This window comes from Methylorubrum rhodinum, assembly GCF_014199935.1.
Lineage (GTDB): Bacteria > Pseudomonadota > Alphaproteobacteria > Rhizobiales > Beijerinckiaceae > Methylobacterium > Methylobacterium rhodinum.
Map to the genome: position 1 here is coordinate 1 of NZ_JACHOP010000011.1, position 22,551 is coordinate 22,551.

The window sequence follows — 22,551 nt, forward strand, 5'->3', positions numbered from 1 at the left end:
GGGTAATCTGCTCCATGGACGGCCTCCTCGCTTGAGATCTGCAACGACCTCAATCTGGCACACACGATGCCGTCGGGGGCCGTCCACCCCATCACGACTGGCCTCGACGCTTCGTTCAGCCGTGCATCACAGATGGATTCCGGGTTCCGCTTCGCGGCCCCGGAATGACGGCGCAATGTGGAACGAAAGCGGGCGCATCGTCGCCGATGCGCCCTTCAAGTCGGTTGCCTAACCTGATGGGGGTCCAGGCACCGCCTACCTACAGCACAGCTTGACCGCGGCAAGGGGCCGCGCCGCGCATGCGTGGCGTCTCCCGTGCGATTTCGCGGGCACTCCCGTTTTTTCGCGAAACCGCTTCGTCGGCTGTCATCGTCCTGTCGGACGAATCCGGCTCTTTGCCGCCGTGGCGCATCTGCAACCGTCCCCCATCAATCGATGGGGACGCGATGCGCCGCGGATTACGGCGGCGGGAGCATCTGGTACCTCGCCTGTGAAGCTTGCAGGGGGGCTGCGGGGTGCGGACGACACGCGCGCTGGGATGCGGGGCGGCCTGCCTCGCGGCCGTCATCGGGTTCGACGCGCAGGCGGCCGACCTCGCCATGCGGCCTGCGGCGCCGGGCTTCATCGATTGGTCCGGCCCCTATCTCGGCCTTCAGGGCAGTGCGGGCGCCTCCTTCGGCAATTACGATTTCGGGCCGACCACGGTCGGGGCCCGGCGCGTGCCGACCTTCGACACGGGCGATTCCACCGGCAGCCGCGATCTCGGGGCGGACGCCACCACCGTGGTCGGCGGCGCCTTCGCCGGCTGGAACTGGCAGAGCGGCGCCTTCGTCTACGGCGTCGAGGCCGACCTCGTCGGCGCGAACCTCAAGCGCGGCGTGCGCTCCGACGCGCCGGGCTTCGGCTATGAGGGGCTGGACCCGCCCTTCGCCCTGATCCGCGAAAAGACCGATGGATTCGGCACGCTGCGCGGCCGCCTCGGCTACGCCTTCGGCAACAACCTGATCTACGCGAGCGCCGGCCTCGCGGCGGCCAACGGGCGGGTGCTGGCGACCTATCCGGATTTCGCCGGCGGCCCGACGGCCACGGCCTCCCGCGACGTGTCCTATCTCGGCTTCACGCTGGGGGCCGGCGTGCAGTTCGCGGTCCATCCGCATTGGTCGCTCGGGATCGACTACCGTTACAGCGATCTCGGCGAGAGCCGCCGCTTCGATCTCGGCGTGCTGCCCGGCGCGAACGGCGGGCCGGTGACGAGCCGCACCGCCTTCGTCTCGAACCAGATGATGGCCCGCCTCACCTGGCATCCGCAGGCGCTCGCCCTGCAGGACGAGGACATCGAGATCCCGAAGGACACCCGCTTCTCGCTGCACGGCCAGACCACGTTCGTGAACCAGGGCGTCAGCGGTTTCCGCGCACCCTATCGCGGGCCCCAGAGCCTCGTGCCGGATCAGGCGCAGGCCACCACCACGGCGACGCTCTTCCTCGGCCTCAAGCTCGCGGAGGGGACCGAGCTCTACTACAACCCGGAATTCAGCCAGGGTTTCGGGCTGTCGCGCACGCTGGGCGTGGCCGGCTTCGTCAACGGCGAGGCGCAGAAGGCGGGTGCCCCGTTCCCGAAGCTGCGCTCGAACCGCTACTTCGTGCGCCAGACCTTCGGGCTGGGCGGCGAGACCGAGGAAGTGCCGGACGGCCCGAACTCGATCAGTGGCACCCGCGACGTCGAGCGCATCACCGTCATCGCCGGCAAGTTCGCATTGGGCGACTTCTTCGATGGCAACCTCTACGCCCACGACCCGCGCATTGACTTCATGAACTGGGGCCTGTGGGCCTCGGCCGCCTGGGACTTTCCGGCCAACCTCCCCGGCTTCACCCAAGGCGTGATGGTCGAGTACAACCGCGCCGAGTTCGCGGTGCGGGCCGCCTACACCCAGGTGCCGAAGCAACCCTCCTCCGACGTGCTCGATCCGCGGGTGTTCGAGCGGGCCGGCACCAACATCGAGTTCGAGGGGCGCTACGCGCTGCCCGTCCTCGGCCAGCCGGGCAAGCTGAGGCTCGGCTTCTTCTCGAACGTCGGCAACACCGCCGACTTCCGGCAGGTGGTGGCGCTGACGCAGGGCGGCGCCTTCGCCGACATCAACGATGCGGTCGCCGCCACCCGCGCGCCGCGGCGCAAGACCGGCTTCTACGTCAACCTCGAACAGGCGCTCACCGCCGATCTCGGCCTGTTCGCCCGCGCCAGCGCCAATGACGGGCGCAACGAGAGCCTGTCCTTCACCGACGTCGACGGCTCGGTCTCCGGCGGCCTCTCGCTGAAGGGCGCGGCCTGGGGCCGGCCGCAGGACACGGTGGGCCTGGGTGCTTCGATGAACATGATCTCCCGCGCGCATCAGGCCTACTTCGCCCAGGGCGGCCTCGGCTTGCTGATCGGCGACGGGCGCCTGAACTATTCGCCGGAGCGGGCCGTCGAAGTCTATTACGCGATGAACCTGACCAGGGCCGTCACCGTGTCCCTGAACTACCAGCACGTCGAGAACCCGGCCTACAACCGCGACCGCGGCCCGGCGGACTTTTTCGGGACGCGGCTGCACACGGATTTTTAGGGGCGGGTTCTTCCAGGGTTTCCGGTTGGTCGCCTCGGATTCTGCTTCCCTCCGTCATTGCGAGGCGAAGCCGAAGCAATCCAGCGCTCCGCACCCTCCGGAGGGGTCGCGCGACCGTTTCGTCGGCGCGGTCTCGCCTTCTCGGGACAGGTCGCGCCCTGGATCGCTTCGGCTCCGCCTCGCGATGACGGGGAGCCGAATCGGGACCCATCGGATGCCGACTCAGCCGCCCGCCTGCACCTCGCAGCCGAACTCGGCGGCGGCCTCTTCCAGCCAGGACCACAGGCTGCCGGCAAAGCTCCGGGCGACGGCGATCTCGTAGGTCGGGCGGTCGTCGCGCTGCCAGAGTTGCACGCCGATATGCGCGACCGCCGTCACCGCCGTGCGGCCCGGCCCGAATGCGCGCGGGTGCAGATCGACCGAGACGCCCTTCTCCAGCACGCGACGGGCTTCGGGGCCGGAGAGCCGCAGCACCGCCCGTCCGTCGCTCTGGTCGGCGACCGCAGCGACGCCCTGAAGCGCAGCACCGAGCCCGTCGAGATCGCCGCGGGCGGGCCCAAGAGCCAGCCACTGGCCGGGGCCGGACCAGATCAGGCCGGTCTCGCCGGAGAACAGGGCCGCGCCGGGCTCCGGCAGCGACAGGCCGAGCCGTGCCTGGATCTCCGCGGCGAGCTTCTCTTCGGCGCCGTCCACCGCGGTGACGCTCGCCAGCGCCAGCCCCTCGCGCGGGGTGACGGTCACGCCGGCCGGCCCCTCGCGCCGGCCGTGGCGGCCGGGTTGCGCGTAGAGGTCCCAGGCCCCGCGGGACCGCCAGAGGGTCGCGTGCTCAGCCATGCATCCTCTCCCCCGCCGGGTCCACGAAGGCGGCGTTGCCAATCTCGACCTCGACATCGCCGCCGCGCACCGGATCGTAGGCGCGCACCCGCTCGCCGTGGCGCTCGTTTCCGCGGCGGATCAGGCCGAGCCCGATCCAGTGGCCGAGCGCGGGCGAGAACGCGATCGAGGTCATATACCCTTCGTCCGCCACGAGGCTCGGTTCGGCGCCGACCGCCAAAAAATGCGCGCCGGCCCGCAGGCGCTGGCTCGGATCGACCGGGCGGAAGCCCACGAGGATCGGCCGGTCCGGGTCGGTCAGCGCCGGGCGCTCCTTCATCAGGCGGCCGACATAGTCCTTCTTCTTGGCGAGCATGCCGCCGAGGGCGAGATCGCGGGCCGTGGTCTGGCCGTTGATCTCGGCACCCGCCGCATGGCCCTTCTCGATGCGCATCACCGAGAGCGCCTCGGCGCCGTAGGGGCAGATGCCGTAGGGCAGACCCGCCGCCATGATGGCGCGCCACGCCGCGTCGCCGTAGGCGGCCGGCACCGCGATCTCGTAGGCGCGTTCGCCCGAGAACGAGATGCGGAACAGGCGGGCCGGGATGCCGCCGCCGACGGTGATCTCGGCCGCCCCCAGGAACGGAAACGCCTCGTTCGACAGGTCGAAGTCCGGATCGACGATGCGCCTCAGCACGTCGCGGGAGCGGGGACCCGCCACCGCGTATTGGGCCCATTGCTCGCTCACCGAGACCATCTGCACGTCGAGCTCCGGCCAGAGCCACTGGCGGCAGAATTCGAGGTGCTGCATCACGCGTGCGGCATTGGCCGTCGAGGCCGTCATGACGAAGTGGTTGTCGGAGAGCCGCGAGACCGTGCCGTCGTCGAGCACGAAGCCGTCCTCGCGCAGGAGCAGGGCGTAGCGCGAGCGGCCCACCTTCAACGTGCCGAACGGGTTGGCGCAGACCCGCTCGATGAAGGCGAGCGCGTCGCGGCCCTGGATGTCGATCTTGCCGAAGGTGCTGACGTCGCAGAGCCCCACCTTGCTCCGCACGGTCTCGACCTCGCGCACCACGGTCTGGAGCCAATCGGTCTCGCCGGCCCGCGGGAAATAGGCCGGGCGCAGCCACAGCCCGGTTTCCAGGAACTGCGCGTTGTTCTCTTGGGCCCACCCGTGGGACGGCACGTGCCGCGTCGCGCGGAATTCCTTGCCGCGGTGGTGCCCGGCAAACGCCCCGATGGCGACGGGGGTGAAGGGCGGGCGGAACACCGTGGTGCCCACCGCCGGGATCGGCTGGCCGGTCAGCTCGGCCATGATCGACAGGCCGGCGAGGTTCGAGGTCTTGCCCTGGTCGGTCGCCATGCCGAGGGTGGTGTAGCGCTTGAGCAGTTCGACGGCGCGGAAGCCCTCGCGGTGGGCGAGTTCCACGTCGGAGGCCGCCACGTCGTTCTGGAAATCGACGAAGGCTTTTCCCTTGGGCTTGGCGACGCGCCAGAGCGGGGTGTGGGCGGTCGATTCCGGATCGGTGCGGGGCGTCTGCACCGCCTTCGCCGCGAAGTCGCAGGCTTCCGCCGCCTCGGCGCCGAGGCGGGCGCCGCTTTCCAGAGCCTCCGCCAGCGTCAGCCGGCCCGACGCCGCGCCGGCCGCGACCATGCCGGTGGGCAATGTGCCGGGCACGAAGCCGTGGATGTCCTCCGACCAGACCGGGCGGCGGGAGAGGTGCGAGTCGAGGTGGACCACCGGGTTCCAGCCGTTGGCCATGGCGAGCGTATCGCAAGCCACGTGAAGCGTGCCGCCGTAGGAATCGCGCACGTCGATTCCCCTTAGGGCGAGGTGTCCGCGCGTGCCGACCACCTGCCCGCCGGCCACCACCTGGGCGCCGGCGGCCTCGGCCATGCGGCGGAGCGCCACCGGCACGTCGGGGCGGGAATCCACCACGGCGGCGACGCGCCCGCCCGCGGCCGCGATGTCGGCCACCGTGCGCCAGCCGTCGTCGCTCGACGTGAAGACGGCCGGGCTGTGTCCGGGCAGCACGCCGTAGCGGTTGAGATAGGTCCGCGCCGCGCCGGCCAGCATCACGCCGGGCCGGTCGTTGCCGCCGAAGACGTGCGGGCGCTCGATGGCGCCGGCGGCGAGCACCGCGCGCTTGGCCACGATCCGCCACAACCGCTGGCGCGGCGCATGGGGCGCCGGCACCGCGACGTGGTCGGAGACGCGCTCGACCGCGCCGTAGGCGCCGTGATCGTAGACGCCGAACAGGGTGGTGCGGGACAGGAGCCGCACCTCGGGCAGACTCTCCAGTTCGGCGACGGCTTGGGCGACCCATTCGGGACCGCTCACGCCGTCGATCTCGCGCCGCTCGGCCAAGAGCCGGCCGCCGAGCGCAAAATCCTCGTCCACGAGGATGACGCGGGCGCCGGAGCGACCGGCGGCGAGCGCCGCCGACAGGCCGGCGGGGCCGCCGCCGATGACGAGCACGTCGCAATGGGCGTGGGCGTGCTCGTAGGTGTCGGGATCGGGCGCGTTCGCGGCCCGGCCGAGGCCCGCCGCGCGGCGGATCATCGGCTCGTAAAGCTTCTCCCACAGGGAAGCCGGCCACATGAAGGTCTTGTAGTAGAAGCCCGCCGCGAAGACCGGCGAGAGCAGCGCGTTGACCGAGAGCGCGTCCAAGCTGAGCGACGGCCAGCGGTTCTGACTCGTCGCCTCCAGACCCTCGTAGAGTTCGGCCATGGTGGCGCGGGTGTTGGGCTCGCGCCGGGCGCCCGAGCGCAGTTCGACCAGGGCGTTCGGCTCCTCCGAACCCGCCGAGAGGATGCCGCGGGGCCGGTGATATTTAAACGAGCGCCCGACCAGCCGCACCCCGTTGGCGAGCAGCGCCGAGGCCAGCGTGTCGCCGTGGTAGCCGGTGAGCGTCCGCCCGTCGAAGGTGAAGTCGCGGGCGCGGCGACGGTCGATCAGGCCTCCGGAGGCAAGGCGGAAGGGTTGGGCCGCACCGTACCCTCCCCCCTTTGCGGGGGAGGGTGCCCGCGGAGCGGGCGGGTGAGGGGGCGACGTTTCCGGAAAGGGCGCTCCCCTCTCCCGACCCTCGCTGAAGCGAGGGCCACCCTCCCCCGCGGAGGGGGGAGGGAAGTTCGGCGTCTTATCGAGCATGGGAAGCGCTCCCGGCAGGCGTGGCGGCGCGAGACGTTTCGGTGCGGGCCTTGGCGACGTCGCGGGCGGGCGCGACATCGCCGATGGCGTGGGTGCGGGTGTCGCGGGTCACGACGAGCCAGGCGCGGCAGCCGGCGCCGTGGTACCAGAGCTCGCGGATCTCCCCGGCGCGGTTGTCGCGCAGGTAGACGTAGTCGTGCATGGCCTGCGGCGAGGCTTCCATCCCGTCCGGGCGCACGGGCGCGGCGTCGCCGAGATAGCTGAACTCGCCGTTGTCGCGCTCGCCGCAATAGGGGCATCGGATGCGCATGGCTCTTCGTCCGTCCTCGTTGGCGTTGCCGGGATCGATCCCACCCTGTCCCTCATCCTGAGGTGCCGCGAAGCGGCCTCGAAGGAGGGCTCCAGGGAGCGCAGAGACTTCTGGAGCCCTCCTTCGAGGGCGCCGCTTTCGCGCCGCCACCTCAGGATGAGGGGGGTGGGCGGGAGAGAAAATATCAGTGCAGGTTGGGCTGGGCGCCCATGCCCTTCTCGTCGATGAGGCGGCCGGTGGCGAAGCGGTCGAGGCGGAAGGCGGCGCTGTTCGGGTGGGGCTCGTCGCGGGCGATGGTGTGGGCGAAGCAGAAGCCCGCGGCCGGGGTCGCCTTGAAGCCGCCGTAGCACCAGCCGGCGTTGAGATAGAGGCCGCCGATCTCGGTGCGGTCGATGATGGGCGAGCCGTCCATCGACATGTCCATGATGCCGCCCCAGTGGCGCAGCAGCCGCAGGCGCCCGAGCCCCGGCCACAGCGCCATGCCGCCCTCCATCACGTCCTCGATGGTGTGCAGGTTGCCGCGGCTCGCATAGGAGTTGTAGCCGTCGATGTCGCCGCCGAAGACGAGGCCGCCCTTGTCCGACTGGCTGACGTAGAAATGGCCGGCCCCGAAGGTCATCACGCAGTCGATCAAGGGTTTCACCCCCTCGCTGACGAAGGCCTGGAGCACGTGGCTCTCGATGGGTAGCCGCATGTCGACCATGGCGGCGAGCAGCGAGGAGGAGCCAGCGACGGAGAGGCCGATTTTCTTCGCGCCGATGAAGCCGCGGCTGGTCTCGACGCCGGTGACGCGCCCGTTCTCGCGGCGGATGCCGGTGACCGCGCAGTTCTGGACGATGTCGACGCCGCGCGCGTCGGCCGCGCGGGCATAGCCCCAGGCGACCGCGTCATGCCGCACGGTGCCGCCCCGGCGCTGCAACAGGCCGCCCTTCACCGGGAAGCGGGCGTTGTCGAAATCGATGAACGGCACCATGGCCCGCACGCCCTCGCGGTCGAGCAGTTCGGAATCGATGCCGGCTAGGCGCATGGCGTTGCCGCGCCGGGCGTAAGCGTCGCGCTGGGCGTCGGTGTGGTAGAGGTTGAGCACGCCGCGCTGGCTGACCATGGCGTTGTAGTTGATGTCCTGCTCCAGCCCCTCCCAGAGCTTCATCGACTGCTCGTAGAAGGGGATGTTGCCGGGGAGCCCATAGTTCGAGCGCACGATGGTGGTGTTGCGGCCGACATTGCCCGAGCCGATGTGGCTCTTCTCCAGCACGGCGACGTTGGTGAGGCCGTGCTCCTTGGCGAGGTAATAGGCGGTCGCCAGACCGTGCCCGCCGCCACCGACGATGATCACGTCGTATTCTGACCTAGGGGCCGCGTCGCGCCATTGCGGCTTCCAGTCCCGCTGACCCCGCAGGGCCTGCCCGAGGACGCTGAAGAGGGAATAGCGCATCGCGTTCGTCCTCTCGGATCGCCGGTGGCGATGAGGTGATCCCATCCAATCCCCTCATCCTGAGGTGCCGAGCGTCAGCTTGGCCTCGAAGGAGGGCTCCGGTTCTCTCGCGATCCCTGGAGCCCTCCTTCGAGACCGCTTACGCGGCACCTCAGGATGAGGGCGTGGGTGGGATCGACGTGAATCCACCGCCCCTTGGCACAAAGCGATCAATACGCCCGCTGCGGCGCCCGCCCCTTGCAAATCACGACACATTCTCGGCAGATCGCGGCGGAATGTGCCCCGCTCCCCTCCTCGCCCCCGAACCGACGGTCGTCGGCTTCGTGCTGGTGCCGGACTTCGCGCTGATGACCTACGCGGCGGCGGTCGAGCCGCTGCGGGCGGCCAACGCCCTGTCGGGACGCATCCTGTACCGCTGGTGGCACGCAGCCCCCACTGACGCGCCGGTCGCCGCCTCGAACGGCCTCAGCGTGGCCCCCGATGTCGCGATCGGCGCCGAGCCGCCGGGGGCGGACTGGGTGATCGTCTGCGCGGGCGGCAACCCGTCGGACTTCGACGACCCGGCCCTGTTCGCGTGGCTGCGGCGGCTGGCTTTGCGGCCCGGCACGGTGATCGGCGGGCTGTCGGGCGGGCCCTACCTGCTGGCGCGGGCCGGCCTCCTCGACGGGCGGCGCTGTACCCTGCATTGGGAGCATATCCCGGCCTTCCGCGAGCGGTTTCCCCGCGTCGAGGTGGTGCGCGCCCTCTACGAGGTCGGCCCCGACCGCATGACCTGCTCGGGAGGCATCGCCGCGCTCGACATGATGCTCGACCGGATCGGCCGCGACCACGGCCCCGGGCTGGCCGCAGGCGTCGCCGACTGGTTCCTGCACAACCAGATCCGCGAGGGCCTGAGCCCCCAGCGGATGGCTTTGCGCCAGCGCTTCGACCTGCGCGACCCGCGGCTCCTGCGCGTGCTCGCCGCCATGGAGGAAAATCTTGAGAGCCCGCTCAGCCGCGAAGCTCTGGCCGACCTCGCCCGGATCGGCGTGCGGCAGTTGGAGCGGCTGTTTCGCGAGCGGCTCGGGACGAGCCTGCACCGGCATTACCTGGGCCTGCGCCTCGATCAGGCGCATCGCCTGCGCCGCGAGACCGCGATGCTGGCCGCCGAGATCGCGGCGGCGACGGGGTTTCTCAATGCGGAGGAATTGGCGCGGGCGGAGCGGAGGCGGCGTCAGCAGGCCGAGTAAAAGCGGATGAACTGTTGCGCTCTCGCCGAGCGCGCATCTCCTCGCCCCGCCATGCGGGGAGAGGGCTTCGGCGACCTTGTCGTCGCTGAAGCGAGGCGGCAGCCGAAGGTGAGGGGGCGGTGCCGGATGAGCCTCTTCCGTTGAAGCCCCCTCACCCCCGCTACCGCTTGTCGCGACGACGACGAGGTCGTCGCGACCCTCTCCCCGCATGCGGGGAGAGGCGAAGCCTGACCCTTCGCGGCCGATTATTCCGCCGCGTCGAGGCGCGGGTGTTCGATCTCGGCGCGCTCGCGCTTGACCAGCTCGGCCGTGAGGAACGCCACTTCCAGCGCCTGCTCCGCGTTGAGGCGCGGGTCGCAATAGGTGTGGTAGCGGTCCTGAAGGTCGTCGGCCGTCAGCGCGCGGGCGCCGCCGGTGCACTCGGTCACGTCCTTGCCGGTCATCTCCAGGTGGATGCCGCCGGCGATCGTGCCTTCCGCGCGGTGGACGCCGAAGAAGCCCTCGATCTCCTGCATCACCCGCTCGAAGGGCCGCGTCTTGTAGCGGCCCGCCGCGATGGTGTTGCCGTGCATCGGATCGCACACCCACACCACCGAACGGCCCTCGCGCTCGACCGTGCGGATCAGGGCCGGCAGGTGGTCGCCCACCTTGTCGGCGCCGAAGCGGCAGATCAGCGAGAGGCGGCCGGCCTCGTTCTCCGGGTTGAGGAGATCGATCAGGCGGATCAGCCCCTCGGGCGTCGTCGACGGCCCGCACTTCAGGCCGATCGGGTTCTTGATGCCGCGAGCGTATTCCACGTGGGCGTGGTCCGGCTGGCGGGTGCGGTCGCCGATCCAGAGCATGTGGCCCGAGGTGGCGTACCAGTCGCCGCTCGTCGAATCGACGCGGGTCAGCGCCTCCTCGTAGCCGAGCAGCAGCGCCTCGTGGCTGGTGTAGAAGTCGGTGGTGCGCACCTCCTGGTGCGTCTCCGGGTTGATGCCGATGGCGCGCATGAAGTCGAGCGCGTCCGACATCCGCCCGGCCACGTCCTGGTAGCGCGAGGATTGCGGGCTGTCCTTGACGAAGCCCAGCATCCAGCGATGCGCGTTCTCGAGGTTGGCGTAGCCGCCGGTCGCGAAGGCGCGCAGGAGGTTGAGCGTCGCCGCCGACTGCCGGTAGGCCTCGATCTGGCGCTTCGGGTCGGGAATGCGGGCCTCTTCCGTGAAGGTGAGGCCGTTGATGATGTCGCCGCGGTAGCTCGGCAGCGCGACGCCGTCGAGCGTCTCGGTCGGCGACGAGCGGGGCTTGGCGAACTGCCCGGCGATGCGGCCGACCTTCACCACGGGCGAACCGCCGGCAAAGGTGAGCACCATCGCCATCTGCAGGAACACGCGGAAGAAGTCGCGGATGTTGTCCGCCGAATGCTCGTCGAAGCTCTCGGCGCAGTCGCCGCCCTGCAGCAGGAACGCCTCACCGGTCGAGACGCGCGCCAGGGCCGCCTTCAGCTTGCGGGCCTCGCCGGCAAACACGAGCGGGGGAAAGCTCGCGAGCTGAGCCTCCACGGCCTGGAGCGCATCCGCGTCCGGATAGGACGGCACCTGCTGGATCGGCAGGGTGCGCCAGGTTTTGGGGGTCCACCGCTCGGTCATGACACTCTCTCCGCTCACCTCGACAAGGTGAAGCGCGCGGGCCCTCCCGCCTCGCGCGAAGCGCGGCTTATAGAGTGGTTTTTTGTCAGTGGCGAGTTGGCAACGTCAGCCGCGCACCTCCCGGAAACCGGGTGACCGCGAGACGCCGCGCCGCCCCATGACCGTGGGCCGGGGGCCGGGGGCCGCACCCTATCCGGTGAGCGCCGTCCCGGTCAGCAGCCCGACGAGGTCGGCCTGCCGCGACACGCCGGTCTTCTGGAAGACGCGCTTGAGCACCGAGCGGGCGGTGCTCGGGGTGATGCCGAGCTTGGCCGCCGCCGACACCGGGGCGTCGCCCGCGGCGATCAGGGCGGCGAGGCGCGATTCCGCGGGCGTCAGGTCGAACAGGCCCTGCACCACCTCCGCGCTCGGCACCTCGCGGGCGACGACGGGCGTCGCCACCAGCACGGCGCGGGCGCGGGTGAACACGTCGTGGGCCGCCCCCCGCACCGGCACGAGGTGGAGGATCACGGGGGGCCGCTCGCCGCGGGCCGGAATCGGGATGGAGCGCACCGGGACCGGCCCGGCCGGCCCCGGCCCGCCGAGCGCCTCGCGCAGCAACCGGTCGGCGGCCGGATCGGCCGCGGCGAGGCGCGAGGGCTGGTCGCTCAGGGTGTGCGGCATCAGCGCGACGAGCGACGGGTTGGCCGCCAGCAGCCGCCCGCCCGATCCGAGCACCGCCGCGGGCAGGCCGAGCAGTTCCAGCGTCCGGGTGGTGGTGACGATCCGCTCCATCTCCAGCCGGGCCGAGAGCAGGGCGGCGCGGGCGAGGTGCGGGCGCAGCTCGTCGAGGGCGGCAAGCGTGTCGGCGCCGAAATGGCCCTGCGCCACGGGACGCTCGCAATGGACGATGACGCTGTCGCCGCTCGGCACCATCACCGCCGTGGCGGTGCCGGCCCCGTAGCCCCGCGGGATCAGGAAGTCCTGGTAGAGTGGATCGCTGGCGATCTCCTCCTCCGAGACCACGTCGAGATCGGTGAGGAAGCCCGGATGGCGCAGTTCCAGCAGGCGCCGGGTGCGGATGTTGTCGGGGAAGCGCTCGAAATGGGCGAGGACCAGCGCGTCGAAATCCGGGGAGGTCGTCACCCAGTCGCGAAACCGCGTGCCGGTCGAGACGATCATCACCGCCTCGGGCGCGCCGGCGAGGCGGGCGATGTCGATGAGCACCGCCCGCCACAGCTCGGGCACGGCCGCCGCCTCGTAGATGCGGTCGATCAGCGCCGCGGTCTCCGCCGAGGGAATCGGCGCCGCGCCCTCCGCCCCGAGGGCGAAGGAGCGGACGACCGGGCGGAAGAGGGGCTGGGGAGCGTTCATCGCGAGAGATGGACTCGGCCGGACCTTATCGGCGAAAACCCCGTGCGCCATCGCAGGTTCAGTCGAGAGAGGCCGCACTATAACAAGAACTTAAGGCTGTTTTGACCAGCTCCGCAACTGGAAGGCCCGCGATAACCCGTCCGAGAGCGAAGGTTTCAGTGGAAGAACGGCAGGGCGTGGGGCGCGAACAGGCCGAAGCTCGCGAGCGCGAGACCGACCACGCCGAGCAGGCCGCCCGCGAAGGCGAGCGCGGCGATGCCGGTGATGACCTCGGCCGAGGCCAGCACGATGCCGATCTGGATCGCGGCCGAGGCCAGCTCGTAATGGTGATAGCGCTCCAGCGCGAGGTCGCGCCGCTTCTCCGCACCTTGCGCCTTGGCCGACAGCTCCTTGCGGCCTTCGCCCTTGGCGGGGTCGGATTCCCAGCGCGCCATGGTGGCGGCCCACTCGTCGCGCTTGGCCTTGAGCGCGGCCGGGTCGGCGCCCGGCGGCAGCAGGGCGAGGGCCTCGTCGGCGGTCTTCAGCACGGTGCCGCGGATGGTGCGGGCCTGGAAATAGGCCCACTGGTTGGCGGCCTCGATATTGGCGCCGAGCGCCTCGGTCTGCGCGCTCTTGGCCAGCGTCTCGGCCCCGGCCAGGAACAGGGCCAGCACCGAGATCAGCAGCGCGACGCGCTTGTTCGAGGTCTCGACCGCTCCGTGCCCACCCGACATGCCGTTCCGTCCCTCGTTTCAGACTTTGGATTCGCGAGCCCGGAGTCACAGCCGATCTTGGGGCCGAGCGCAAACCAAAAAGCGCTGGCACCGCCGTTGCCGAGTGGAGGCCACGCCCGAGATGCGCGAGGGACAGTCGCCGCCGCCAGTCTGCGAAAGCCGGTTCGATGCCGTGATGCGTCCCATCCTCTCCCTCATCCTGAGGCGCGGAGCGAAGCGGAGCCTCGAAGGAGGGCTCCAGGGATCGCGCGGCTGGCTGGAGCCCTCCTTCGAGGCTGCTGCGCAGCACCTCAGGATGAGGGAGTTTGGGTGGGATGAACCGATGGAATAGGCTGTGAGGCCAGGGAGAAAAACATGCGCCTCCAAGTCCTCGGCTGCGGCGACGCCTTCGGCTCGGGCGGGCGCTTCCACACCTGCTTCCACGTCGAGGGACGCAACGGCGCCGTCCTGATCGATTGCGGCGCCTCGGCCCTCATCGCGATCCGCCGCTTCGGCGTCGATCCGAACGGCATCCGCGCGGTGTTCGTCACCCATCTCCACGGCGACCATTTCGGCGGCCTGCCCTGGCTGATCCTCGACGGGCAGCTCGTGAGCGGTCGCACCGAGACGCTGACCATCGTCGGCCCGCCCGGCCTCCGCACGCGGCTGCCCGCGGCGATGGAGGTGCTGTTTCCCGGCTCCTCGACCGCCGAGCGGCGCTTTGCCGTCGAGATCGTCGAGATCGAGCCCGAACATCCGGTCGAGGCCGGCGGCGTGCGGGCCGAGGCCTTCCCCATGCGCCATCCCTCCGGCGCGCCGGCACAGGCGTTGCGGCTCACGGTGGACGGCAAGGTCGTGACCTATACCGGCGACACCGAGTGGGTGGAGGCGATCATCCCAGCGGGCCGGGGCGCCGACCTGATGATCGCCGAGGGCTACACCGCGGAGCGCCCGGTCAAGTTCCACCTCGACTGGGCGAGACTGCGGGCGCGCCTGCCCGAGATCGCCCCGAAGCGGCTGATGCTCACCCACATGAGCCCGGAGATGATCGCCCGCGAGCCCGACGGCTACATCGCGGCGGAGGACGGGCTGACCGTGGTGTTCTGAGGCTCCGGCGGGAGGTTCAGCGGGTAGCGCACCACCCCGCGGTGATAGGGAAACCGCGCCCGCTGGAGCGGGTCCGGCCCGGTGAAAATCAGGCGGACCCGGAACGCCACGGGACTGACGCAGAGCAGGTAGCCGCGCAGATTCCGCTCGTCCGGGCAGAACATCGCGGTCGAGAGATAGCGCCGCTCGTCGCGCACCCATGACGGGATGAACGGCAGGCGCCAGCGCCGGGCGAGGTGCTCGCCGACGCCGCCGAGGAAGGCGTCGGGCCGGGCCTCGTCGAGAAATCCGGGCTCCTCGGCGATCATCGCCACCTGCGCCGCGCGATCGCCGTCGAGGGCATAGAAGGCGTCGAGGAAGTTCTGGAGGTGATGGTCCCAGTCGCCGTCCCCGCGGGCGCGCTCGACCACTTCGCGCAGGCTGGCGGGCCTCATGCGTTCGGCTCTCGGAGCACGGCCTTGAAGCGCAGGCCCGCTTCCTCCGGGGGCGCTTCGTCGTAGATCGAGCGGTAGAGCGCGTGCAGAGCCGCCTCGTCGGCGATGCCGAGATGCTTCGCGAGCGCCGCCGCATCGTTCAGGTCGCGGTCGCCGCGGTCGAAGGTCTGTAGCGCCTGCAGCTTCATCGCGAGCAGGTAGTCCGGCTTGGCCAGCACCGTGCGCAGGCCCGGCGTGCCGTCGGCGGGATAGCTGCCGGCAGCGAGAAACAGCCCCTCGTCCTCGTCGAGCGGCGTGTACATGCCCACCGCGTCGTTGAGCCAGTCCGCGGGCAGACCCATCCGCTCGGCGACGCGCCGAACGGAAGGCGCCAACGCCGCCTCGTCGAAGCCCTCGCGGACCACGGCGTCGATGTCGTCGGTGCCGCGCCGCCACGCGAATTGCAGCATCAGGGCGCCGCCGCCGTAGACGGCGATCTCGATCAGCAATCCCCGCTCGGCGAGATCGGCACCGAGCGCCTCGAAGGCCTGGAGGATGCGGTCGCGGTCGAGGGCGGGCGCCATGCCGGCACCCTAACCGCGGGGCGGAGAGGCGGGAAGCCTACTCCGCGGCCGCCGCGAACACCGTGCCGGCCCGCGGCAGGTCGAGCGTGTCCCAGGTCTCCACGAGCGCCGCCGTCAGGGCGGCGATGCGGGCCTCGTCGTGGAAGGGCGAGGGCGTGATGCGCAGGCGCTCGGTGCCGCGGGGCACGGTCGGGTAGTTGATCGGCTGGATGTAGATGTCGTGGTGCTCCAGCAGGTGGTCGGCGGCCGCCTTGCACAGCTCGGCGTCGCCCACCATCAACGGGACGATGTGGGTCTCGGTGGCGAGCACCGGCAGGCCGGCGGCGGCGAGCGCCGCCTTGGTCTGTGCGGCCTGGTGCTGGTGCGCGGCGCGCTCGGTGCCGGAGCGCTTGAGGTAGCGCACCGAGGCGCGGGCGGCGGCCGCGATGGCCGGCGGGAGCGCCGTGGTGAAGATGAAGCCCGCGGCGTGGCTGCGCACGGCGTCGCAGAGGGTGGCAGTGCCGGTGATGTAGCCGCCGACGCAGCCGTAGCCCTTGGCGAGCGTGCCCTCGATCACGTCGACCCGGTGCATCACGCCGTCGCGCTCGGCGATGCCCGCGCCGCGCTCGCCGTAGAGGCCGACCGCGTGGACCTCGTCGAGATAGGTCATGGCGCCGTAGGTGTCGGCGAGGTCGCAGATCGCGGCGATCGGCGCCACGTCGCCGTCCATCGAGTAGACCGATTCGAAGCAGATCAGCTTGGGCCGGTCGCCGGCCGCGACCAGCAGTTCCTCGAGATGGTCGAGGTCGTTGTGGCGGAAGACGCGCTTCTCGCAACCCGAATGGCGCACGCCCTCGATCATCGAGTTGTGGTTGAAGGCGTCCGACAGGATCAGGCAGTCCGGGATCAGCTTGGCGATCGTCGCGATGCCGGACTGGTTCGAGACGTAGCCCGAGGTGAAGACGAGGCCGGCCTCCTTGCCGTGCAGGTCGGCGAGCTCGCGCTCCAGATCGACCAGCGGCGAGTTGTTGCCGGCGATGTTGCGGGTGCCGCCCGCGCCGACGCCGCAGCGGGCGGCGGTCCGAGTCATGGCCTCGACGACCTCGGGGTGCTGGCCCATGCCGAGATAGTCGTTGGAGCACCACACCGTGATCTCGCGGGTGCCGCCCTCGGGCCGGCGCCACGTCGCCTGGGGAAACCGGCCGGAGATGCGCTCGATGTCGGCGAAGACGCGGTAGCGGCGCTCGCTGTGCAGCCGCTCGAGGGCGCCGCGGAAATGCGCTTCGTAGTCGGTGCGCGGGCCCGCGCCGCGCCCCGCGGCGGGACGGCCGGCACCGGCACGCATGTTGCAAGCGTCGATGCCAGGCGCGTTGTCCACGCCGCCATCGCCCCCCATCAGCGCATGGTCGGTGAGCGCGTGGTCGGGCAGGGACGCGCCCTTGGCTGCGCTCCGGGCAGTGTCGTCGGCGTTCACGGGCATCAGGTTCACGGGCATCCGTCCTCGACGCTGTGCTGGCCGGGCGCTCTTCTGAAGGCGCACCTCGGCTCGAAGAATGCGGGTCTGGGCCTGATCCGATCGGGGCAGGTCCGGGCCGTTCACGGCACGACGGCTCGAGGATCGCCCGTCCTTCACGGGCGGCTTCTGGTCAGCCCCTCGTCATCGGCCGGCGGCACCGTCGTCATGCGGTTCCGCTGCGTCCGCGAGATTGGGCGCATTTTTGAATGGGTTCAAGGTGAGTTCGAGACATTCCTGCTTTGCATGCCCTCGGACGCGACGGAATCGCACCTCCGGTATGTCGGGAAGGGCGGCGTTTCGGGTGACGATGGGTCGCGAGGGTGGCCCGGCTTGAAGGGCCAGGATCAGCCCAGCAGGTCGTCCAGGCCGAGGGACAGCGCCCCGGCGAGCTTGCGATAGGTCTCGACCGTCCCTTCCCGCCGCCCGGTCTCGATCTGCGACAGGTAGGGCTGGGCGAGGCCGGCCCGCTCCGCGAGCGCCCGGACGGTCAGGCCGCGATGCTCGCGCCAGACCCGGAGCCGGCTCTCGCCCAAGAGCAGCCGGTCCACGATCTCGGCCGGGATCAGTTCCTCCTCGCCGGAGGCCAGGCGCTCCCGGAATGTCGCGAGGGCGGCGCGGTCGGCGTTGTCCTCGGCTGCCTCAACGTTCATCGGCGCTTTTCCTACGCACTGGGCCGGTGCCTGCATCTCCCGCGGGCAGTATCGGGCGCCGCAGCCGGGATGGCGAGGGCATGACGCCGATGGTGTAACCGGTGCTTCACTCAAATGCCGCGAGACCGCGACCATGCCCCCGAACGACGACCGCGCCGCCCGCCTCAAGGCGGCCCTGCGCGACAACCTGCGCCGCCGCAAGACGCAGGCCCGCGGCCGCGCCGAGGAGCCGGCCGAAGCCGCGCCGCCCGCGCCACAACCCGAAAAAGACCGGCCGGAACGCTGAGCCGAGCGATCCGGCCCTGCCGGGGTGCCGTCGGTTGTGATCGCGCGCTCACCTTCAGCGTTCTGCCTCGCCTCCGGCGCGCTCCAACGCGACGTCGAGCGTGGTCCAGTTGCCGACCTCGATGCCATCCCCATCGTAGATCAGGTAGCCGTGGATCGAATCCTCCGGCACCGGCATGGAGGTGATCGTCCGTCCCTCGACGGTTGTCGATCGCGACGGCAACTGGGACGCCAACGCGACGAGTTCCTGCTCGGTGATGGACGCGAGCGTGTGGGCGCCGGCAGCGCTGGCAGCCGCGAGCGAGGGAAAGACCTCGGTGAGGGTCTGGTAGGGGATCGGCGTCTTCCAGGGCGGGAAGATCGCCAGTTTCACCGTGTATGCCACCGGCCGAGCGCCCCTTCGTCACCCGCTGATTCGAAGACCCGAGATCGCGATGCACGAAAGGACACCCGAAATCGGGCACGACTCTGACGCCGGCCCGATGTTGCGGCCACGCTTCTTCTTTTCGCCGGACTGCGCCTATACCTGACCCATGAGGCGATGCGCAGGTCAGGCCGCGCATCCGTGAAAAGACGATGCGACCGCCGCGGGGCCCGACGCCCGCGAGCCGAGGACCCCCATGGACCGTATCCACATCACCGGCGGCGCGCCGCTCAACGGCACGATCCCGATCTCGGGGGCCAAGAACGCGGCCCTGCCGCTGATGATCGCGAGCCTGCTCACCGGCGAGACACTGGAACTCATCAACGTGCCGCGGCTCGCCGACATCGCCGCGCTCACCCGCATCCTCGGCAATCACGGCGTCGATCACATGGTCGTCGGCAAGCGGCCGGGCCAGACCACCGAGACCGGCCAGACCGTGCGGCTCACCGCCTCGAACGTCATCGACACCACCGCGCCCTACGAACTCGTCTCGACCATGCGGGCGAGTTTTTGGGTCATCGCCCCCCTGCTGGCCCGCTTCGGCGAGGCGAAGGTGTCGCTGCCCGGCGGCTGCGCCATCGGCACGCGGCCGGTCGATCTGCTGATCATGGCGCTGGAAAAGCTCGGGGCCGAGATCGAGATCGACGCCGGCTACGTCGTCGCGAAAACCAAGAACGGTCTGCGCGGCGCGCCCATCGACTTCCCCAAGGTCACCGTCGGCGGCACCCACGTGGCGCTGATGGCGGCGGCGCTGGCCTACGGCACCACCGTGATCGACAACGCCGCCCGCGAGCCGGAGGTGGTCGATCTCGCCGAGTGCCTGATCAAGATGGGCGCGCGGATCGAGGGCGCGGGCACCTCCCGCATCGTCGTCGAGGGGGTGGCGCGGCTCGGCGGCGCCCGCCACGAGGTGCTGCCCGACCGGATCGAGACCGGCACCTACGCCATGGCGGTGGCGATGACCGGCGGCGACGTCTCGCTCGTCAACACCCGCACCGACCTGCTGGCCTCGGCCCTCGAGACGCTGTCGGCCACCGGCGCCGAGGTGAGCGACATCCCCGGCGGCATCCGGGTGCGCCGCAACGGCGGCGGCATCAGCCCCGTCGACGTCACGACCGACCCGTTCCCCGGCTTCCCGACCGACCTCCAGGCCCAGTTCATGGCGCTGATGACGCTGGCCAAGGGCCAGTCGCGCATCCGCGAGACCATCTTCGAGAACCGCTTCATGCACGTGCAGGAGCTGGCGCGGCTGGGGGCAAAAATCCGCCTCGACGGCGACCTCGCCGTGGTCGAGGGCGTCGAGCGGCTCAAGGGGGCGCCGGTGATGGCCACGGATCTGCGCGCCTCGGTCTCGCTGGTGATCGGCGCGCTCGCGGCCGAGGGCGAGACCCAGATCAACCGGGTCTACCATCTCGACCGCGGCTTCGAGGCGCTGGAGGCCAAGCTCGCGCGCTGCGGCGCGCAGATCGAGCGCGTGCGGGCCTAATAGGGGGCGACGCCGCCGCGCTTGGTCCCGAAGCCGGGGATGTCGCAGGCGCACGGGCTGTTGGGCGGCGCGAGCCAGGTCGGGCAGCTGCCGCGCGCCGTGACGCAGAGGCTCCCGCGCGGGTCGCCGTCGTAGCGCCGCACCCGTGCCGGGGGCGGCGGCGGCTCGTAGTAATAACCCTGGGGCGGCGCATAGCGGCGGGGCGGACCGTAGCCGTCGTCGTAGTACTGGGCGGCGGCCGGACCGGCGACCGAGCCCAGGATCAGGGCGGCGCCCAGCGCCGGAAGTCCACGTCGCATCGTCTCCTCCTGAAGAGTCCGGCAATCGTGGCCGGACGCTTCTGAACGGGCGATGAGGAAAGCCGTTCCGGTTGCCGGGAACCGGTCGCGTCGCTACCTACGCCCCAGATTCTCCCGTCATCGGCGCCTTCGGGCGCCCGGAGCCAGCAATGGAGCTTCTCAAGCTCGCCGCCCTCGATGCCGAGGATCTCGCCGTGATCTCGGCCCACCTGCAGGACGCGGTCCTGCGGGCGGGCGATCTCGCGTGGCTGCCGGGCGAGCACCGTTTCGTGCTGGTGGCACGCCGGTTCGACTGGTCGGTCGCTCCCGGCGAGGCGCCCCGGCGGCGGCTCGCCGGCGTGCATTTCGAGCGCGTCAACGGCGTGAAGACCCGCGGCATCACGCCCGGCGCCTCCTCCGACGACACCTTGAGCCTGCTCGCCATCACGTTCGAGGAGGACGAGGCGCCTTCAGGCGTCGCGACGCTCGTCTTCTCCGGGGGGGCCGCGATCCGCCTCGACCTCGAATGCATCGAGGTGCGCCTGAAGGATCTCGGCCCCGTCTGGGAGGCCGACGGCACGCCCGACCACGAGGCGCCCCCCCTCGTCGAGACCCGCCCGTGACCCCCTCTCGCAAGCCCCCCTCTCGCAAGCTCCCCTCTCGCAAGACCGGCCCCGCCCGATGATCCGCCTCGACAGCCGCGCGCCCGATTTCGCGCAAGCCTTCAAGCGCCTGCTCGGCCTCAAGCGCGAGATCGCCGAGGACGTGGACGAGACCGTGCGCGGCATCATCGCGGGCGTCGTCTCGGGCGGCGACGCCGCGCTCGTCGACTACACCCGCCGCTTCGACCGGCTCGGCCAGGATTTTTCGGCCACCTCGCTGCGGATCACCGCCGAGGAAGTAGAGGCGGCCGTCGCCGCCTGCCCGGCGGAGGCGCGCGCGGCGCTCGAACTCGCCGCCGAGCGGATCGAGGCCTATCACCGCCGCCAGCTTCCCGAGGATCACCTCTCCACCGACGATCTCGGCGTCACCGCGGGCTGGCGCTGGACCGCGCTCGAATCGGTCGGGCTCTACGTGCCCGGCGGAACCGCGAGCTACCCGTCCTCGGTGCTGATGAACGCGGTGCCGGCGCGCGTCGCCGGCGTGCCGCGCATCGTCATGGTGGTGCCGACGCCCGAGGGCCAGCTCAACCCGCTGGTGCTGGCGGCCGCCCACCTCTCCGGCGTCACCGAAATTTATCGTATTGGCGGCGCGCAGGCCGTCGCAGCACTCGCCTATGGCACCGAGAGCATTCCACCGGTCGCCAAGATCGTCGGCCCAGGCAATGCCTGGGTCGCGGCGGCCAAGCGCCGGGTGTTCGGGCAGGTCGGCATCGACATGATCGCCGGCCCCTCCGAGGTGCTGATCCTGGCCGACCATCACGCCAACCCCGACTGGATCGCCGCCGACCTGCTGGCCCAGGCCGAGCACGACGAGGCGGCGCAGTCCGTGCTCATCACCGATTCGGACGAGCTGGCCGACGCCACGGAGCAGGCGGTCGAGCGCGCGCTGGCCACCCTGCCGCGGGAAAAGATCGCACGCGCCAGTTGGCGCGATTACGGCGCCATCATCCGCGTGAAGGATTTCGAGGAGGCGGTTCCGCTGGTCGACGCCATCGCGCCGGAGCATCTCGAGATCGAGACCCAGGACGCCGACGAACTCTCGAAAAAAATCCGCAATGCCGGCGCGATCTTCCTGGGATCGCACACCCCGGAGGCGATCGGCGATTATGTCGGCGGGCCGAACCACGTGCTGCCGACCGCGCGCTCGGCCCGGTTCTCCTCGGGCTTAAGCGTGCTCGACTTCATGAAGCGCACCTCGATCCTGCGCTGCGACCCCGCGGCGCTCCGGGCGCTCGGGCCGGCGGCCATTGCCCTAGGGCAATCGGAGGGGCTCGACGGCCACGCCCGCTCGGTGGCGATCCGGTTGAATCTTTAAAATTCTTGCCTGTGGCGCGGGCTTTCGGCTCATGTCACGGGAGAGCGGTGCCCGCGGATTCGGCACCGGAACGAAGAAGGCGGCGGCGATGACGGCCGAAGCGGCGCAAGCGGCGGGGGAGAAGCCGAGGAACCGGCTCGCGGCGGTGCGCCTCGACGAGGCCTCGATCAGCCGCGGCAACCCGGATCAGGAGCACGAGCGCGCCATCGCGATCTACGACATCCTGGAAGACAACTCCTTCACGATTCCCGATCGCGACGACGGCCCTTACGCCCTCGTCCTCGGGCTGGTGGAGAACAAGCTCTCCTTCGCGATCGCGACCGAGGGCGGCGAGCCGGTGATGACCCACCTGCTGTCGCTGACGCCGTTCCGGCGGGTCATCCGCGACTACGAGATGATCTGCGAGAGCTATTACAGCGCGATCCGCACCGCCTCGCCGACGCAGATCGAGGCGATCGACATGGGCCGGCGCGGCCTGCACAACGAGGCCTCGGAGCTGCTGCGCCAGCGCCTCGAAGGCAAGGTGGATCTCGACCACAACACCGCGCGGCGCCTGTTCACCCTGGTCTTCGCCCTGCACTGGAAGGGCTGAGCGAGACCGTCCGCGCATCATCCTGCCCGTGGCATCGGACGAGCCGGAA

Annotated in this window: 21 protein-coding genes; 8 read left to right on the top strand and 13 right to left on the bottom strand. The window is 70.7% G+C overall.

The window, feature by feature from the left end; all coding sequences use genetic code 11:
• Positions 1-515: 515 nt before the first annotated feature.
• Positions 516-2,600, top strand: a complete 2,085-nt coding sequence (locus HNR00_RS13605; RefSeq protein ID WP_376770385.1) for a carbohydrate porin — start codon at positions 516-518, stop codon at positions 2,598-2,600.
• A gap of 222 nt (positions 2,601-2,822) precedes the next feature.
• Here HNR00_RS13605 and HNR00_RS13610 read toward each other — a convergent pair whose 3' ends face one another.
• The 4 genes from HNR00_RS13610 to HNR00_RS13625 form a co-directional block, all read right to left on the bottom strand.
• Positions 2,823-3,434 carry a sarcosine oxidase subunit gamma gene (locus tag HNR00_RS13610; RefSeq protein ID WP_183570154.1) on the bottom strand — a complete coding sequence of 204 codons (612 nt, stop codon included), beginning with the start codon at positions 3,432-3,434 and terminating at the stop codon, positions 2,823-2,825.
• The gene (locus tag HNR00_RS13615; protein ID WP_183570156.1) at positions 3,427-6,564 is read right to left on the bottom strand and encodes a sarcosine oxidase subunit alpha family protein; all 3,138 of its coding nucleotides are present in this window, start codon (positions 6,562-6,564) and stop codon (positions 3,427-3,429) included. Before HNR00_RS13615 ends, HNR00_RS13610 begins: the two co-directional genes overlap by 8 nt.
• Positions 6,554-6,874 (bottom strand): sarcosine oxidase subunit delta, encoded by a 321-nt coding sequence (locus HNR00_RS13620; protein ID WP_183570158.1) that lies wholly within the window; start codon positions 6,872-6,874, stop codon positions 6,554-6,556. Before HNR00_RS13620 ends, HNR00_RS13615 begins: the two co-directional genes overlap by 11 nt.
• Before the next feature lie 184 nt (positions 6,875-7,058).
• Positions 7,059-8,309, bottom strand: a complete 1,251-nt coding sequence (locus tag HNR00_RS13625) for a sarcosine oxidase subunit beta family protein (protein WP_183570160.1) — start codon at positions 8,307-8,309, stop codon at positions 7,059-7,061.
• A 275-nt stretch (positions 8,310-8,584) separates the two neighbouring features.
• Here HNR00_RS13625 and HNR00_RS13630 point away from each other — a divergent pair, with 275 nt between their 5' ends.
• The gene (locus HNR00_RS13630) at positions 8,585-9,538 is read left to right on the top strand and encodes a GlxA family transcriptional regulator (protein ID WP_183570162.1); all 954 of its coding nucleotides are present in this window, start codon (positions 8,585-8,587) and stop codon (positions 9,536-9,538) included.
• 245 nt (positions 9,539-9,783) lie between these two features.
• Here HNR00_RS13630 and HNR00_RS13635 read toward each other — a convergent pair whose 3' ends face one another.
• The 3 genes from HNR00_RS13635 to HNR00_RS13645 form a co-directional block, all read right to left on the bottom strand.
• On the bottom strand, positions 9,784-11,166 hold the full coding sequence (locus tag HNR00_RS13635) for a class II 3-deoxy-7-phosphoheptulonate synthase (protein WP_183570164.1): 1,383 nt from the start codon (positions 11,164-11,166) through the stop codon (positions 9,784-9,786).
• A gap of 189 nt (positions 11,167-11,355) precedes the next feature.
• Positions 11,356-12,519, bottom strand: a complete 1,164-nt coding sequence (locus HNR00_RS13640) for a helix-turn-helix transcriptional regulator (protein WP_183570166.1) — start codon at positions 12,517-12,519, stop codon at positions 11,356-11,358.
• Positions 12,520-12,674: 155 nt separating this feature from the next.
• Entirely contained in the window at positions 12,675-13,232 is a 558-nt protein-coding gene (locus tag HNR00_RS13645; RefSeq protein ID WP_183570168.1) for a DUF4337 domain-containing protein, read from the bottom strand.
• Between the two features lie 354 nt (positions 13,233-13,586).
• On the opposite strand from HNR00_RS13645, the gene HNR00_RS13650 reads away from it, so the two are divergent.
• The gene (locus tag HNR00_RS13650; RefSeq protein WP_183570170.1) at positions 13,587-14,318 is read left to right on the top strand and encodes an MBL fold metallo-hydrolase; all 732 of its coding nucleotides are present in this window, start codon (positions 13,587-13,589) and stop codon (positions 14,316-14,318) included.
• On the opposite strand, the gene HNR00_RS13655 is transcribed toward HNR00_RS13650, so the two are convergent.
• The 4 genes from HNR00_RS13655 to HNR00_RS13670 form a co-directional block, all read right to left on the bottom strand.
• A complete protein-coding gene (locus HNR00_RS13655) occupies positions 14,279-14,752 on the bottom strand; it encodes a hypothetical protein (RefSeq protein ID WP_183570172.1) in 474 nt (157 codons plus the stop codon). The genes HNR00_RS13650 and HNR00_RS13655 overlap by 40 nt on opposite strands.
• On the bottom strand, positions 14,749-15,315 hold the full coding sequence (locus HNR00_RS13660) for a hypothetical protein (protein WP_183570174.1): 567 nt from the start codon (positions 15,313-15,315) through the stop codon (positions 14,749-14,751). The genes HNR00_RS13655 and HNR00_RS13660 overlap by 4 nt, the downstream gene beginning before the upstream one ends.
• 37 nt (positions 15,316-15,352) lie before the next feature.
• Positions 15,353-16,789 (bottom strand): 5-aminolevulinate synthase, encoded by a 1,437-nt coding sequence (hemA, locus tag HNR00_RS13665; RefSeq protein WP_183570176.1) that lies wholly within the window; start codon positions 16,787-16,789, stop codon positions 15,353-15,355.
• A 365-nt stretch (positions 16,790-17,154) separates the two neighbouring features.
• Positions 17,155-17,460: a helix-turn-helix domain-containing protein gene (locus HNR00_RS13670; protein ID WP_246390621.1), complete on the bottom strand. Its 306-nt coding sequence runs from the start codon at positions 17,458-17,460 to the stop codon at positions 17,155-17,157.
• Positions 17,461-17,593: 133 nt separating this feature from the next.
• Here HNR00_RS13670 and HNR00_RS13675 point away from each other — a divergent pair, with 133 nt between their 5' ends.
• Positions 17,594-17,746: a hypothetical protein gene (locus HNR00_RS13675; RefSeq protein ID WP_183570180.1), complete on the top strand. Its 153-nt coding sequence runs from the start codon at positions 17,594-17,596 to the stop codon at positions 17,744-17,746.
• 54 nt (positions 17,747-17,800) lie between these two features.
• On the opposite strand, the gene HNR00_RS13680 is transcribed toward HNR00_RS13675, so the two are convergent.
• Positions 17,801-18,118 (bottom strand): hypothetical protein, encoded by a 318-nt coding sequence (locus HNR00_RS13680; protein WP_183570182.1) that lies wholly within the window; start codon positions 18,116-18,118, stop codon positions 17,801-17,803.
• Between the two features lie 247 nt (positions 18,119-18,365).
• Here HNR00_RS13680 and murA point away from each other — a divergent pair, with 247 nt between their 5' ends.
• A complete protein-coding gene (gene murA, locus HNR00_RS13685; protein ID WP_183570184.1) occupies positions 18,366-19,655 on the top strand; it encodes a UDP-N-acetylglucosamine 1-carboxyvinyltransferase in 1,290 nt (429 codons plus the stop codon).
• Here murA and HNR00_RS13690 read toward each other — a convergent pair.
• Positions 19,652-19,954, bottom strand: a complete 303-nt coding sequence (locus HNR00_RS13690) for a hypothetical protein (protein WP_183570186.1) — start codon at positions 19,952-19,954, stop codon at positions 19,652-19,654. The two genes, murA and HNR00_RS13690, sit on opposite strands and share 4 nt — an antisense overlap.
• A 149-nt stretch (positions 19,955-20,103) precedes the next feature.
• Here HNR00_RS13690 and HNR00_RS13695 point away from each other — a divergent pair, with 149 nt between their 5' ends.
• The 3 genes from HNR00_RS13695 to HNR00_RS13705 all read left to right on the top strand — a co-directional run bounded on the left by HNR00_RS13695 (position 20,104) and on the right by HNR00_RS13705 (position 22,502).
• A complete protein-coding gene (locus tag HNR00_RS13695) occupies positions 20,104-20,556 on the top strand; it encodes a DUF2948 family protein (protein WP_183570188.1) in 453 nt (150 codons plus the stop codon).
• A gap of 58 nt (positions 20,557-20,614) precedes the next feature.
• A complete protein-coding gene (hisD, locus tag HNR00_RS13700; RefSeq protein WP_183570190.1) occupies positions 20,615-21,910 on the top strand; it encodes a histidinol dehydrogenase in 1,296 nt (431 codons plus the stop codon).
• A gap of 88 nt (positions 21,911-21,998) precedes the next feature.
• Positions 21,999-22,502, top strand: a complete 504-nt coding sequence (locus tag HNR00_RS13705) for a UPF0262 family protein (RefSeq protein ID WP_183570192.1) — start codon at positions 21,999-22,001, stop codon at positions 22,500-22,502.
• Positions 22,503-22,551 lie beyond the last annotated feature (49 nt).